Source organism: Novosphingobium indicum, from assembly GCF_014645195.1.
Lineage (GTDB): Bacteria > Pseudomonadota > Alphaproteobacteria > Sphingomonadales > Sphingomonadaceae > Novosphingobium > Novosphingobium indicum.
Genome location: NZ_BMLK01000004.1, coordinates 269,055 through 281,981 on the forward strand (window position 1 = coordinate 269,055; position 12,927 = coordinate 281,981).

The following is a 12,927-nucleotide window of genomic DNA, read 5'->3' on the forward strand; positions in this document are numbered from 1 at the left end:
ATGCGCCGGTTTAATCGTTCGATTAAACGGATCCGACATGACCTTGCCTGCGCCTTTCGAGCATTTGCGCCTTCCCGTGATTGCCGCCCCGATGTTCATCGTGTCCAACCCGGACCTGGTGATCGCGCAAGTGCGCTCCGGGATCGTCGGCAGCTTCCCTGCGCTGAATGCCCGCCCGGCCAGCCAGCTCGACGAGTGGCTCCACCGCATCAGTGAAGAGACTGTTGACTGCAAAGCGCCGTTCGCCGTCAACATGATCGTGCACCGGACCAACAACCGGCTCGAGGAAGACCTCAAGACGCTCGAGAAATGGAAGGTCCCCCTCGTCATTACCTCGCTGGGGGCGAATGAAGAGGTCAATGCGGCCGTGCACGGCTGGGGTGGCATCGTCATGCATGACGTCATCGACAATGCCTTTGCCCACAAGGCAGTCGAGAAAGGCGCGGACGGCCTGATCGCGGTGGCAGCGGGTGCCGGCGGGCACGCCGGATCGCAATCGCCCTTTGCACTCATGCAGGAAATCCGCAGCTGGTTCGATGGGCCGGTCGCCCTGTCGGGTTCGATCGCCTGTGGCCGCTCGATCCTGAGCGCACAGGCGATGGGGGCCGACTTTGCCTATATCGGCACGCCCTGGATCGCGACGACCGAAGCCAACGCCGTCGATGCCTACAAGCAGGAGATCGTGAAGAGCAGCGCTTCGGACATCGTCTATTCGAACCTGTTCACCGGCGTGCACGGCAACTACCTGCGCGGCTCGATCGTCGCGGCCGGCATGGACCCTGACAACCTGCCTGAAGGCGACAAGAGCCAGATGAACTTCGGTTCGGGCGGCAACATGGAAGCCAAGGCCTGGAAGGACATCTGGGGTGCGGGCCAGGGCATCGGCGCCATCGAAGCTGTCGAATCCGTTGCCGATCGCGTTGATGCTCTGCTGACGCAGTATGAGGCCGCTAAGACCGAACTGCTCGGCCGCATCGGCGCAGCCTAAGCCACGCTTTCCGGTTTGCGCTCCGGTTCCGTCGCGCCCCATAGCGCTTCGGCAACGGCATCCAGATCCGAAAAATCCGGCACCGCCTGCAGCGGGTCCTTGCGGTTGAGCACGATCCGCCGACGGCGATCTTCCAGCAGGAACCGCCGCAGCGCACCTTGCAGCAAACCGAGCCGCCAGCGGACATGGGCGGCGGCGCCCTCATCGTCACACAAGCGCCTGCGCGACCAGCCGAGTTCGATCTGCCCGACGCGCTCGATCACCAGCGCGCTGTAATGGCGATGCGGCCCGCGATGAAGCGGCATGCCCATCCGCAGTGCCACGGGCTCACGGCATGGCAGCAGAAGGCCGTTCTCGCGAAAATCATCGAACCGACGATTCTGTTCTCCGGTCGCTGAAAACATCCGGGCGAAAGCAGCGATTGTCAGGAGCTGGCGAGGCAACAGGTGATGGCGCTGAAGCCCCGCATCGTGGCCGGGATGTCCGCTGCGATTGACCGCATGGAACGGCAGATGGTCCCTCGCCGCACGCAGCCGCTCAAGCCTCCTCGCGCCAGATCCACACGCGCTTGCCCACCGGCGAGGGTTCGGCGAGTAAAGGCCCCTCCCCCAGATCGATTGTCTGCCGGTCGATCAGCGGGCCTTGGCGAACGAGATAGTCGACCAGCCGGATGGCCAGTTTCACTGCATCGACACGGCTTTCGCCATCGCGCGCTTCGAGTTGCAATTCCTGGCCGATAAAGTGCGCAAGGCCCGCGCTTGTGACGCTGCCATTCGCGCCCGTCTCCAGCGCCGTCAGGCCCAGCGCCGGAAAGACACCGCCGGAAAGCCAGTTGAAGGCGGTCCGCGAGAAGTAGCGCGGCTCCATCATCGTGCGTGCCGGCGGCCAGGCAACAGCCGTTGCCGGCAAGTTCAGCACCAGATTGGCCGCGAGATTGACCAGCATGCGGACCACCGGCTGCAAACCAGCCCCCGCAGCGATGTGGCCCGACGCGACCAGCTGCACGGCTTCCAGATCATTGAGCGCCTGCCCCTCTTCAAAGCCGTAGACATGGGGCATGGCGTCACACGGAAAAGGCGCTGACGGCGAAAGGCCGCGCAGATCGAACGTCAGCCCGCTCGCCAGCACCTCCAACCAACCTTCCGCTGGATCGGGACGATGCGTCACATGCGCGGGAATTCCGGAATCTGCTTTGTCGAGCAGGCTCGCCACGTCCGCCAGATCGGGTCTGGTTCCCTTCGCAAACAGGATCAGGATCCCTGCCCTGTCCAAAGCGTTTTCGTGCATGCCGGACAGTTCCTGAATCTCCGCGCTTCAAAGGGATGCGGGAAATAATAGGCCTCAATTCAGAGCGTTCGTCGAGTCCGTTTTGCCAACTTCGAGACTGTAACCACTAGGCCCGTCAAAAAATGCCCAGTGAAAGCCCCTCGGAAAAGGCAGCGCCGAGGTTCCGGCATTCGTCCAGTATGCCCTCGGGCACCGTCTTTTCGGCCATGATTTCTTCGAGCGTCTGCGCGCCCATGTTGACGATCATCGGTTCTGTTATGCGCTTCAGGCGCCAGCCCGTCACGATCCGGTCGATCTGCGCCTGCGCCCCGCTGCCATCGGAACCGGCCGCAATCGCGGTGGCATAGGGGCGTCCCTCGATACGGCCGAGGACCGGATAATAGCACCGGTCGAACATCTCCTTCATCTGGCCCGACATCGAAGCGAGATTCTCGGGACACACGAATACGTAGCCCTGCGCTTCCAGCAGATCGTCTGCCGCCGCATCCACTGCCGCGATCAGCCGTGCCTCGCTGCCTGCGCCCTCATGGATCGCTTGCGCCATCGCGCGCGCGGCGCCGGTACGGCTGTGCCAGATGATTGCAAGCATGCGCGGTCTTCCTCAGCTACTTTGGCCCGGCCCTTCACGGCCCGTTCGCGGTAGTCTAATCGCATAGGCATGGCTTCGCGACCCGCTTCCCTATTCGGCATCGACCACTCGCTCACCGGCAAGGCCTGGCGCTGGCGTGGCGGCAACATGGACCTCTCGGACGGTCCTGCCAGCCTTGAAGACGATATCGTCACCCAGCTTCTGCTCTCGCGCGGTGTCGCGCGTGAGGATCTGGAACGCCACCGCACCCCTTCGCTGCGCGCCTTCCTGCCGGACCCGTCCGAATTCCGCGACATGGACGCCGCCGCCGACCGTCTCGCCCAGGCAGTGATGACCGGCGAGACCATGACTGTCTATGGCGACTACGACGTCGACGGCGCGACCAGCGCAGCGCTGCTCATCCTGCTGATGCGCCAACTTGGCCACGAAGCGCGTTACTACATTCCCGACCGCCTGCTCGAAGGCTATGGGCCCACCGGCGAGGCTCTGGTGCGCATTGCCGGCGAGGGATCGAGCCTGATCGTCACGGTCGATTGCGGCGCAATGGCACACGAAGCGCTGAAGATGGCGCACGAGGCCGCTGTCGACGTGATCGTGGTCGACCATCACAAGTGCTCGCCGGAACTTCCCATGGCCGCAGCCCTGGTCAATCCCAACCGCCTCGACGAAAGCGAACTGGCGGCCGGGCACGGCCACCTCGCCGCCGTTGGCGTGGCCTTTCTGCTCGCCGTCGCGACCGTGCGCACGCTGCGCCAGCGCGGCTACTTCGAGACCCGCCGCGAACCGGACCTGTTCGCCCTGCTTGATCTGGTGGCACTGGGCACTGTCGCGGATGTGGCCGCGCTCCACGGTCTCAACCGCGCGCTGGTTGCGCAAGGCCTCAAGATCATGGCCAAGCGCGAGAACATCGGCATGGCCGCGCTCATCGATGCCAGCCGCCTCAACCGTGCACCCACCTGCTCCGATCTCGGCTTCGCGCTCGGCCCGCGCATCAATGCCGGTGGCCGGGTGGGCGAATCCACGCTCGGCGTGCGCCTGCTCACCACGACCGATCCCGAAGAAGCCCGCGAGATCGCAAGCCAGCTATCGCATCTCAACGAGGAACGGCGCGCCATCGAACAGGCGGTGCAGGAAGCCGCCGAAATGCAGATCGAGCGCCAGCACAACCGTTCGGTCCTCGTCCTGGCCGGTCAGGGCTGGCATCCGGGCGTGATCGGCATCGTCGCCGGGCGGATCAAGGAAAAGACCGGCAAGCCGACGCTGGTGATTGCGCTCGATGCCGACGACGCCGGCAATGGCAAAGGCTCGGGACGGTCAATCACCGGCGTCGATCTTGGCGCGGCCATCATTGCGGCGCGCGAGGCGGGCCTGCTGGTGGCTGGCGGGGGCCATGCCATGGCGGCCGGCCTCACCATCGGGCCGGACAAGCTCGAAGCGCTCTCCGAATGGCTTGATTCGCACCTCGCCAAAGATGTTTCCCATGCCAGCTCCAATCAGGCCATGCTGCTCGACCTCGCGCTTTCGCCCGGTGGACTTACACCCAGCCTCGTGGAAACGCTGGAAAGCGCCGGGCCTTACGGGATGGGCTGGCCGGGGCCGCGCGTCGCGGTCGGGCCTGTTCGCGTGGTAAAAGCCGATATCGTCGGAGCGGATCATGTCCGCCTCATCGTTGGCGGACAGGACGGCGGCCGCTTCAAGGCCATGGCATTCCGGGCTGCGGAAAGCGAAATGGGGCAGGCCCTGCTCCACGCTTCGCAAGGCCGCAGGCTGTGGCTGGCTGGCCGTGCGAAAATCGATGACTGGGGCAGCCGGCCGCAGGCGGAACTGCATGTGGACGATGCCGCTTTCGCCGACTGAAAAGCTCTTTGGAATAAATCTGTCACGAGGGGGTTGACCCCCTCCCAACCCGCAGCTAGAGGGCCGGTCCTGCCTCCGGCACTGATCGGATTGGCCCCTTCGTCTAGCGGTCTAGGACGCGGCCCTTTCACGGCTGAAACACGGGTTCGAGTCCCGTAGGGGTCACCATCCGATACAGTGCCAGGGGAGGCACGCCAGGCATTTGGCCCCTTCGTCTAGCGGTCTAGGACGCGGCCCTCTCACGGCTGAAACACGGGTTCGAGTCCCGTAGGGGTCACCAGCCTTTTCAATGACTTAGGCGAATTTTCGACGGGCTTGTGCAATAACCGTCGAATAACACCCCCATGCGCGCCCACACGCCGCCAGACGCAAGCGACTTGGCGCCACCTAGCGTAGGCCGCTGCACCTCATGTCGAATTGAAACCCGTCCGCGCAGACACGCGAGATCAGGCGGGCGCTTGCTGTGAACAGCTTCGCGCAGCAGAATAAGTTCTGCTTACTTTTTGTTTGTAAAGTCATATGAGAAATAAGATATAACTCATATAAGAAATGAACAATCGTGATTTTATGCCGATTTTTCTGTTGCCTTACGCCCAATTCATCAGACACAATCCCTTCGCATTGAGGCGCTTCATTGCGCTTCAAGAAAACCGGAAGGGTGAACATGAAATCTCCGAATTCTCATACTATTGCGAACCGGCAGCGTTCGCGCCAGCACCTCGACTTGACTACTTCATTGCTTCTCGGTGCGGCTGACAGCGTTGAGGAATGGGACCGCTACGACCTTGGGCACGCTCTACGCGCAATCGCTCTCGATTTCGATGCGGGTGGCGAGCGGTTGACCACATCGAAGCGGCGCCGTCCCGGCCAGCCATCTCCCTTTGTGGCAAATCGCCTGCGAGCAAGGGTGGAACGACGCGGGAAGTGGAACAAGTGACCGATCAGACGTACCTGACGCCGCAGGAACTGACTGAACGCTGGCGCGGCGTGATCACCGTTGGAGCCTTGGCCAACTGGCGCAGTCAACGGGTCGGTCCGCCGTTCGTTAAATTTCGAGGTCGTGTCCTTTATCCCATGGAGCAACTGCAGGCCTGGGAAACAGTAAATATGCAGCTAACCCCGGTAGTCCCGAAACAGCCCGCCTGACCTGCGACAGTCAATAGCCCCTTGGTTCATCGTAAAGGATGCTGCCGGCGCGGCCTTTCCGGCGCTCGCCCCAGCGGCGGTCGATTTCGTCGGCCGTGGCCTTGGGATCGTTGCCGCCGGTAATGTGCCAGGTGTGCTTGCTGTTGTCGGTGAAGGACCGCGAACCGCCGCGCGCCGTCGCCATCGCTGGCGCGGGCGGCGGGGTAGGACCGCGCGGCGGGGCTCCGCGTCCGGCCGGCTTCTCGTCACCGCCGGCGCCGAAGAACCCCTTAACCGACTTCCAGGCGCGGCCAACGGCCGCGATCTTGCCCAGAACCCAGTCAATGGCGCGCCGCGCCGTGCCCATAATGTCGTCAAACAGGCCCGAAAACCACTTGGTCAGCGGCCCCCAGTTCTTAATGACGATGCCCAGCGGAGCCCACTTGAAAAAGGCGTCCTTTAGCCAGGTCCACGTTTTTTCCGTAGCCCCGCGCACGTCTGCCCATATGCCTTTGAAAAACGCGGATATGGGTTTCCAGTTTTCGTAGATCAGTACAGCGGCGGTGCTGATCGCGACAAAAGCTAAACCAATTGGATTGGTCGCCATAGCAAGGCGCACAGCGTTAAGAGCGAACGGCACAGCAGCAAGTGCCAGTTTGAGCGTTTTAAACGCTCCCACGCCCGCCAAGACGCTACCGATAACCAAGCCAATATTCTTCACCAGCACCGGGTGCTCACGCCCCCAATCCGCCATCACACCGATTACGTCACCGATCCCGCCCATAAGCTTGTTGACGCTCGGCAGCAGGGCGCTGCCGATGTTCACTGAAACTTCGGTTAGCTTGTTCTTGAAAATGTCCCACTGCGCATTCGTCGTTGCCAACTGGGCCGAAAACTCACGGCTCACGCTCCCTTCAGCCTTCTGACTGTTCACCATGGCGATTTGCTTGCGGTACTTTTCGACGTTGCCGGCCAGCTTGGCGATGGTGTCGGAATGCTCCAGGCCCACCATGTCCACCAGGATGCCCAGGCGCTGGTCCTTCGGCATCGCCTGCACGGCGTCCAGCACCTTCAGGATGGTGCCTTGCGCGTCCACCTGCATGCCCTTCTGCACGACCTCGGCGGATACGCCCATTTCCTCCATGGCGGCGCGAAACTTCTTCGTGCCCTTGGTTGCGGCCGCCAGCTTCTGGATGAACGCATTTGACGCGGTGCCGGCGGTTTCGGTGCGCTCGCCAAGGGACAGCAGGGTGGAGCCCAGCGCTGCCATTTCTTTGCCGGTAACACTCACAGCACCTGCTACGCCGCCGGTACGTGAAAGGAATTCGATGATGTCGCCGGCCTTGGACACACTGTTGTCGTCCAGGTAATTGATGGCGTCGCCCAAGCCTGCCACCGCCGGAATGGGCAGGTGGAACAGATTGGCGATCTTACCCATCTGATCGGACAATTCCTCGCGCGGCAGGTCCAGCGCCGTGGCCATCATCGCCGTGGTGCGCGTGAAGTCGATTAGGTTTTCCCTGGCAATGCCCATGCGGGCGCCAGCCTCGACCATCCCGGCCAGTTCGTTCGTGGCAATCGGGATTTCGCGCCCCAGCAACTGAATTTGCTTGCGCATCTCATAATAGGTTGCGGTTAGATTGCCGTTCGCATCGCGTGCACCGTCAACCTGTTTCCCCACGCCGGTCATGGCGCTTTCAAAGGATGCCGCCTGGACCACCGGAACAATCCCGGTTGCGGCCACGGCGCCCACGGTGGCAAGGCCAGCCATAGCGGAGCCGATCCCAGCGCGAGCCTTGTCCATGCCGCGAACCGCGCGGTTCATCTTGTCCTGGGTGCGGCGCGCCTTTTCGATCTTGCGGGTTAGCGCGTCATAGCGGTGTTCCAGGTGGTAAACAGGACCGGCCAGGTCACCAGGGCTTTTCAGGGTATTCTGAAGCTTGCGCTGCTCGCGTTCCAGGTCGCGAATCGTGTCACCAATACCCCGCAGGCGGCTGCGAGTGTCGCCCAGCGCGCTCTTGAGTGCTCCGGTTACCGTGCCGCCAATGGTGATGACCGCGTTTAGGCGCTTGTTAGCCATGCTCTAAAATCCTGGAAAAAATAGCGGCCGGCTCATCACAGGACGGCCGGCCGCCAAGGTTGCCCGCGATACCGAAAACCATCCCGGCGGGCGGCGGGATCAAGGACACGATCAGGACCGTTCCAGTCCTCGGCGCAGTGTGCGCTCAAGGAATTGGTTGGTTGATAGTCTCGTCTTAAGCTCGACTGCGAGGCGCTCCCGCTGAGTTTCGATTTCCTCAAAGAGGTCATTTGGGAGGCGCACGGTCAACTTAGCCGGCGGTGATGCTTCTTCTCTCATGTGGTTCACCACCGATCTTTCCAGGGGCGGATGTCCGCGCCATCGGCCACAGCCTCCATGATCTCAGCCGCGCGCAGTCGCGTGATGATCGTGGTTCGCAGGCGGCGAGCGGCGCGGCGCACTTGGTCGTCATTGAGTTCGGGGAATAACCGCCCAACCACCTCTTCGGCCTTCTCATCGGTGAAGATGAACGGCCGCCGTCCGGGCAAGAACACCATCGCTCTGCGATCACTATCGTCGCTGGGTCTTCCTCGCGGGGTTACGCCAGCGGCGTCAATCACCTCCAGGACAATTGCCGGTAGCGGGTCAGGCCTCTGCCGGCCCCGGCGGCGGACGGCGGGCTTAGGTGGCGCTCCCTTGAGGATCGCGCGAAATCGTCCAAACGCCATGTCAGCCCCCCAGTGTCCAGAATACGTCAGTGCGAGGAAGCAGTGCCTCCATGTTCGCGAACACCGTGAGGGCCAGGTCGCCATTCACGTTGCGCCGATCAGCGAGCATTCGAATGTCTTCATGAATGGCGATTGCAGAATTGCCGAACGCGCCGACCACAGTTTCCGTCATCGTATCGGTGAGTTCTGCTTCGATACCGCCGGTGCTCGGCGCCGGAAGCGGCAACTCGATCAACTCGCCGTCAGTTCCAGCCACGGTCGATTTGTCCGCGAATGCAATCAACCTGCCATTGGGGCCGATCACTGCATTGTTGGCGCTCGTCCCAACCACGGCCCGCAATTCCTGGAAGCGCAGGCCCGCTTCGGCGGCCTTGCTCAAGCTAAAGGCTTCGGGATTGTTCCAGAGAATGGTTTGCAGAAGGACAAAATCAGCTGCGCGGGCCAAGCCCATGGTAATACTGGCCATTGCAGATGCTGCCAGCTGACCTTCGGCGTACTGCTTCTGCTCTTGCCGGCTTAATTCGATGCGAACCGCGTAGGTTGGCATATAATCCAGATCGACGGCCTGACGATCGATCGGCAATTCACTGACGGCTATTTCATCGCCATCGGTGACCCTGGTGAATTCTGTGGGCTGAACAACGTCAAACCGAATGTCCTTGCGCTGAAACACAAGTTCGCCGCCGACAACCTTGCCTTCGGAAGCGCTGGGGACAACAATCAGCTTCGCGCCCGCTGCCCTACAGAGGCTGCCGTTAAGGAGCGCAGCGTCGATTTTGGTACTTTTGCCAGCCTCCCTCCCTGTCGGCATCGCTTCATGAACAAGGCGCAGAGGATCGCCCGCGAATGCAGGCACATCCCATTGGCGTATGCTGCCGATATCCATGGCGGCGGCTGGGCGCTTGTGAGTTCCACGCACGCTGCCATCGTCATTGAAAATCATTATGTCACCGGGCGCGGTGCGAGCCGAATCTAGAACGCTCTGAAGCCGGTTCGTTGGTTCTGAAGCTTGTGCTGCCATGAGCGTCATATTGCGCCGATGTGCCGCACCTTCCTCTTGTGGTTTTTCCATGGTGCGGCCCACGCCCACGGTGTCGTCCGCCGGAACCGAAACCATGCTGATTTCGCTGGCCTCCCAGGTGACGCGGTAAATCGGCAGGTCGTCGCGTTCGCCGACATACTCCAGGCCGGTAACCCGGTAACCGACAGACACCTTTGTAACGATGCCACTCAGTACGTCCTGGAACAGCCTTTCGCCCTCGGGCGACCTACTGAAGCGAACCACGGCGCGGCCTACGCGGTCGCCATCGATGCGCGCGCTCTCGACAACACCGCGCTGGTCCTTGTGGTCATGCGACCAAAGCAGAGGCGCACCGTTCTGTAGTCGAGATAGGTCCGCTTCTCCTGGGCCGTGGCCAAGAATTTCCACGCCCCAGGAGTGAACAACCGTATCGGTTTCGCTGCTGAATGAGAGTTCAACAGTGCGCGCAGCTTCGTCGATGCCGCTGCGGGTCAGGGTTGCCATTCGGGTCTGTGGACCGGTTTTGCGGATTGCGTTCAGTCGCGCTGCGAGCGTGTTTGGTTCCATGTGCCGCATTTAGCGGCGATGCGCGGCGGACGGCCTCTTGTGGTATTTCCTCCAGGGGAGGGGGACCAAATGGGCACCGAGAAAACATAAAATCAGATTTCAAACGGCACGCAGAAGTCATTTGCTGCGGGGCATTTCCCCCCGCACTGGGTAGGCCCTCGGAAGGACCCATGCCGGGGGGGGGTCTGGCACGGCCCTTGCATTGCGGTCACTGATCGCAATCATCGTTAGCCGCCCGCAGCCCTCGGGAATTTACTTCCCGCGTCAAGTTGCGGATATGCCGCGCCGTTACGTTCATGATCTCGGCAATATCGGCAGGCGCCATCCCGTCCGATGCCATGCGCCGCGCCTCGCTGTCGCGCCACCGGCGATAGACTTCCTGGCAATTGGCCGGCTGCAGGATTTCGCCGCCGAACCCTTCGATCAGCTTAGCGGCCTGCGCCTCGCCCAGTATCTGCACAAGCCGGTGGTTCGGCTTCAGGCGCTTGGGCACGTACAGCATGACGCGAGTGGACCGATGGCCCGCCTTGCCGGCCTGGCAGGTCGGAAGCTGGCCGATCAAGTATAACGCATCTTCACGCCCGATAACTTCAGCTATTTCCTCTACACTTGCAGGTAACGTCATGTAATCCCCCGATTTTCTCTCTAGAAAATCTATGCGGGGATTTCCTCATGCGATCAAGCGGGGGGGTGCACCCCTCCTCTCTGCTAAGTGCTTGATTTATATAGATGGGGTGTAGGGGGTGCACCTGGGTGGATCGTCTTCCCTATATTACCCCGCGTTTGTCCCTCCTATATTCCTATTCATTCCTAACTCTATAAGTAGGCTACACCCGTTACACCCCTACACCTACACCGCAGAAAACTGCGGACTTCAGGGGGTGTAGCCCCACTCGATAGGCTGCACCCCCGTTACACCCCTTGCGCACCCACGCCCACGAAAAAACCCCGCACGCGGCGGGGTTAAATCGTAAGCGGTAGGAAGGCGGCCAATCTGCTACCCGCTGGGGGTTACGGCTGCGGTCACCGCTTCTACTATGGTGGACAACCGCCCGTTCTCGGCCTCCAAGTGCTCGATGTACCTTGCCGCGTCAGATGCAGTGGTTCCGTGCGTCTGCCAACCGGGCCTAGGATCGCGGACAAGCCAAACGAGGATGTCGCTCAGCCGCTCATTGATATTCTCGCCTACCTGGGGAGGGCAGAGTAGCAAGGTCTTGCCACACTTCGCCGAGCGCGGCCGCCGTTAAGCCTGCGCATCACCCGGCCGGCCCAGGAAGCATCACGCCTGCACGGCTCATCAACGCCCACCATGTGCAGGATTTCCGTGCAAGTCAGCCATTGCCACTGCAGTTCGTCTTCTGTGGCCCAATTCAGCCGCGTTTGCAGGCGTTCCTCTAGCGGGTCCATGGCACTTACCATCTTCGCCTGGCTGGTTTTTTCTCCGATACATCTCGGTGCTGCAGATTGAGCGTCTCCGATTGAGGAAGTGGCGGCCCAGGTATGTTCCATATCAATCTGCGTTGGCCCCTCGCAGTCAGTGCCAGCGCGACTATTGGTGGCGAGCGGCGCAACGGGTTGGGTTGAGCGGACATTGCTGTTTTTCAATTTGCACCTCCACGCTTTGCGAGTGCAGCAATCACCTTGTCAGTCAGGTCTTGCACCAGTTCGGCTATTTCCCCTGGCCGCATGTTACGATGATTGGTCACCAAAGTTTCTGCGACCACTTCGGCATATTCGTTCCGCGTCATGCCTTTAGGTGCGGGAAAGATCATTGCACCGCTTCCCGCTTCACGAGTTCCGCCACCATTGCATCAGCCACGTCAAAGACGTGCTCCGCAATTTGGTCTGGCGCCATTGTCAATTCGGGATCGGAGAGTAACGCGGCCAACGCCTGCCCGGCGAAGTAGTCGCGGCGTGAAATGTTTTCGGTCGTCATCATGTTATGCTGCCTCCCGCGCCTTACTGGCTACAAGGGCAGCCACACTTTCGCGCGTGATGCGCACGGAGCGGCCGAACCGCACAGTAGCGAGACGATTAACCTTAATCAGTCGTTCAACGGTCGAACGGCTCAATTTCAGGGCGGCGACCGTTTCTGCCACAGTCATTAAAATTGAATTGTCGTCATCGGTGGTCATTTGCGGAGGTGCCTTTTGTTGCCTTGTTGCACCCCGCTACTTCCAGATGCGGCGAGACGTTTCCTCTTGTGGCATTTCCTTCCAGGCGGTTGTTACACCGGGTTACTGTCATCCTGCGGCACAAGGGGCACCACAGCGCGAGCAGCTAGTTCCAACAGGCCGCTCGCAATAAATCTGCCGTAGTGCGCCTCAATTATCGTGGCGCTGGTATTGTGATTTTTGGCAACCAGGCTGATAGGCAGGCCAGCACGCAGCCCGCGCACGATGCTAGAATGCCTGAGGGCATAGGGAATTGCGGTGGGAAGTTGCGCGCGCTCGCGAACCGCATGCCACGGCCGGACAAGTTCGCTCGGCGTGCGCCACGGCCCGCGCCCATCGCGCTTCCAAACGATAGGAACGATGCCAGGTTCGCGCACATGCTTCCAGCGTTCCAGCAACACGGCGCTGGCAGGCCGATCAGTTATCGCCGGGAGCAAAGCCTCCAATACATCCTGCCCAACTGGAACAGGTGTGGCATCGGCCTTGCCGCCACGACCTTTTCGACTGTGGACCGGCGTGCAAAAGGAACCCCGTAGCGGGTTGATCGGCGTCCAATCGGGACCCCTCATTC

The 12,927-nt window shown here is 61.4% G+C and carries 14 protein-coding genes and 2 tRNA genes; 5 read left to right on the plus strand and 11 right to left on the minus strand.

The genetic code is table 11. From position 1 onward, the window contains the following. Nucleotides 1–37 precede the first annotated feature (37 nt). Nucleotides 38–988: an NAD(P)H-dependent flavin oxidoreductase gene (locus tag IEX64_RS05940; RefSeq protein ID WP_188818751.1), complete on the plus strand. Its 951-nt coding sequence runs from the start codon at nucleotides 38–40 to the stop codon at nucleotides 986–988. Here IEX64_RS05940 and IEX64_RS05945 read toward each other — a convergent pair. From IEX64_RS05945 to IEX64_RS05955, 3 genes are all read right to left on the minus strand, one after another. Continuing rightward, complete coding sequence (locus IEX64_RS05945; protein WP_308422588.1) at nucleotides 985–1,602, minus strand: AHH domain-containing protein; 618 nt, start codon at nucleotides 1,600–1,602, stop codon at nucleotides 985–987. The genes IEX64_RS05940 and IEX64_RS05945 overlap by 4 nt on opposite strands. Continuing rightward, a complete protein-coding gene (locus tag IEX64_RS05950) occupies nucleotides 1,526–2,275 on the minus strand; it encodes a hypothetical protein (RefSeq protein WP_188818752.1) in 750 nt (249 codons plus the stop codon). Before IEX64_RS05950 ends, IEX64_RS05945 begins: the two co-directional genes overlap by 77 nt. Nucleotides 2,276–2,390: 115 nt before the next feature. Continuing rightward, the gene (locus tag IEX64_RS05955) at nucleotides 2,391–2,864 is read right to left on the minus strand and encodes a flavodoxin family protein (RefSeq protein ID WP_229710093.1); all 474 of its coding nucleotides are present in this window, start codon (nucleotides 2,862–2,864) and stop codon (nucleotides 2,391–2,393) included. A gap of 69 nt (nucleotides 2,865–2,933) precedes the next feature. On the opposite strand from IEX64_RS05955, the gene recJ reads away from it, so the two are divergent. From recJ to IEX64_RS05975, 4 genes are all read left to right on the plus strand, one after another. Then, nucleotides 2,934–4,721 (plus strand): single-stranded-DNA-specific exonuclease RecJ, encoded by a 1,788-nt coding sequence (recJ, locus tag IEX64_RS05960; RefSeq protein WP_188818753.1) that lies wholly within the window; start codon nucleotides 2,934–2,936, stop codon nucleotides 4,719–4,721. A 92-nt stretch (nucleotides 4,722–4,813) separates the two neighbouring features. Continuing rightward, a tRNA-Glu gene (locus IEX64_RS05965) sits at nucleotides 4,814–4,889 on the plus strand. A gap of 36 nt (nucleotides 4,890–4,925) precedes the next feature. Next, nucleotides 4,926–5,001 (plus strand) — tRNA-Glu (locus IEX64_RS05970). A 653-nt stretch (nucleotides 5,002–5,654) separates the two neighbouring features. Then, nucleotides 5,655–5,867, plus strand: a complete 213-nt coding sequence (locus IEX64_RS05975) for a DNA-binding protein (protein WP_188818754.1) — start codon at nucleotides 5,655–5,657, stop codon at nucleotides 5,865–5,867. A 10-nt stretch (nucleotides 5,868–5,877) separates the two neighbouring features. On the opposite strand, the gene IEX64_RS05980 is transcribed toward IEX64_RS05975, so the two are convergent. The 8 genes from IEX64_RS05980 to IEX64_RS24390 all read right to left on the minus strand — a co-directional run. After that, on the minus strand, nucleotides 5,878–7,926 hold the full coding sequence (locus IEX64_RS05980; RefSeq protein ID WP_188818755.1) for a phage tail tape measure protein: 2,049 nt from the start codon (nucleotides 7,924–7,926) through the stop codon (nucleotides 5,878–5,880). A 284-nt stretch (nucleotides 7,927–8,210) separates the two neighbouring features. Continuing rightward, nucleotides 8,211–8,423 carry a hypothetical protein gene (locus IEX64_RS05985; protein ID WP_188818756.1) on the minus strand — a complete coding sequence of 71 codons (213 nt, stop codon included), beginning with the start codon at nucleotides 8,421–8,423 and terminating at the stop codon, nucleotides 8,211–8,213. Between the two features lie 172 nt (nucleotides 8,424–8,595). Beyond that, complete coding sequence (locus IEX64_RS05990; protein ID WP_188818757.1) at nucleotides 8,596–10,119, minus strand: HK97 family phage prohead protease; 1,524 nt, start codon at nucleotides 10,117–10,119, stop codon at nucleotides 8,596–8,598. 271 nt (nucleotides 10,120–10,390) lie between these two features. After that, nucleotides 10,391–10,807: a hypothetical protein gene (locus IEX64_RS05995; protein ID WP_188818758.1), complete on the minus strand. Its 417-nt coding sequence runs from the start codon at nucleotides 10,805–10,807 to the stop codon at nucleotides 10,391–10,393. A gap of 976 nt (nucleotides 10,808–11,783) precedes the next feature. Then, complete coding sequence (locus IEX64_RS06000; protein WP_188818759.1) at nucleotides 11,784–11,954, minus strand: hypothetical protein; 171 nt, start codon at nucleotides 11,952–11,954, stop codon at nucleotides 11,784–11,786. Further along, nucleotides 11,951–12,121 (minus strand): hypothetical protein, encoded by a 171-nt coding sequence (locus IEX64_RS06005; protein WP_188818760.1) that lies wholly within the window; start codon nucleotides 12,119–12,121, stop codon nucleotides 11,951–11,953. Before IEX64_RS06005 ends, IEX64_RS06000 begins: the two co-directional genes overlap by 4 nt. A gap of 1 nt (nucleotide 12,122) precedes the next feature. After that, nucleotides 12,123–12,317 carry a helix-turn-helix domain-containing protein gene (locus tag IEX64_RS06010; RefSeq protein WP_188818761.1) on the minus strand — a complete coding sequence of 65 codons (195 nt, stop codon included), beginning with the start codon at nucleotides 12,315–12,317 and terminating at the stop codon, nucleotides 12,123–12,125. A gap of 92 nt (nucleotides 12,318–12,409) precedes the next feature. Then, on the minus strand, nucleotides 12,410–12,927 hold a 518-nt coding region (locus tag IEX64_RS24390), incomplete at its 5' end, for a site-specific integrase (protein WP_506330849.1).

Excerpts from the sequence above, each read along its gene's own strand:
- IEX64_RS05980 (WP_188818755.1), bottom strand. The coding sequence starts at position 7,926 with ATGGCTAACAAGCGCCTAAACGCGGTCATCACCATTGGCGGCACGGTA.
- IEX64_RS05990 (WP_188818757.1), bottom strand. The coding sequence starts at position 10,119 with ATGGCAACCCTGACCCGCAGCGGCATCGACGAAGCTGCGCGCACTGTT.
- IEX64_RS06000 (WP_188818759.1), bottom strand. The coding sequence starts at position 11,954 with ATGATCTTTCCCGCACCTAAAGGCATGACGCGGAACGAATATGCCGAA.
- IEX64_RS06010 (WP_188818761.1), bottom strand. The coding sequence starts at position 12,317 with ATGACCACCGATGACGACAATTCAATTTTAATGACTGTGGCAGAAACG.
- IEX64_RS05985 (WP_188818756.1), bottom strand. The coding sequence starts at position 8,423 with ATGGTGTTCTTGCCCGGACGGCGGCCGTTCATCTTCACCGATGAGAAG.
- IEX64_RS06005 (WP_188818760.1), bottom strand. The coding sequence starts at position 12,121 with ATGATGACGACCGAAAACATTTCACGCCGCGACTACTTCGCCGGGCAG.
- IEX64_RS05940 (WP_188818751.1), top strand. The coding sequence starts at position 38 with ATGACCTTGCCTGCGCCTTTCGAGCATTTGCGCCTTCCCGTGATTGCC.
- recJ (WP_188818753.1), top strand. The coding sequence starts at position 2,934 with ATGGCTTCGCGACCCGCTTCCCTATTCGGCATCGACCACTCGCTCACC.
- IEX64_RS05995 (WP_188818758.1), bottom strand. The coding sequence starts at position 10,807 with ATGACGTTACCTGCAAGTGTAGAGGAAATAGCTGAAGTTATCGGGCGT.
- IEX64_RS05955 (WP_229710093.1), bottom strand. The coding sequence starts at position 2,864 with ATGCTTGCAATCATCTGGCACAGCCGTACCGGCGCCGCGCGCGCGATG.
- IEX64_RS05950 (WP_188818752.1), bottom strand. The coding sequence starts at position 2,275 with ATGCACGAAAACGCTTTGGACAGGGCAGGGATCCTGATCCTGTTTGCG.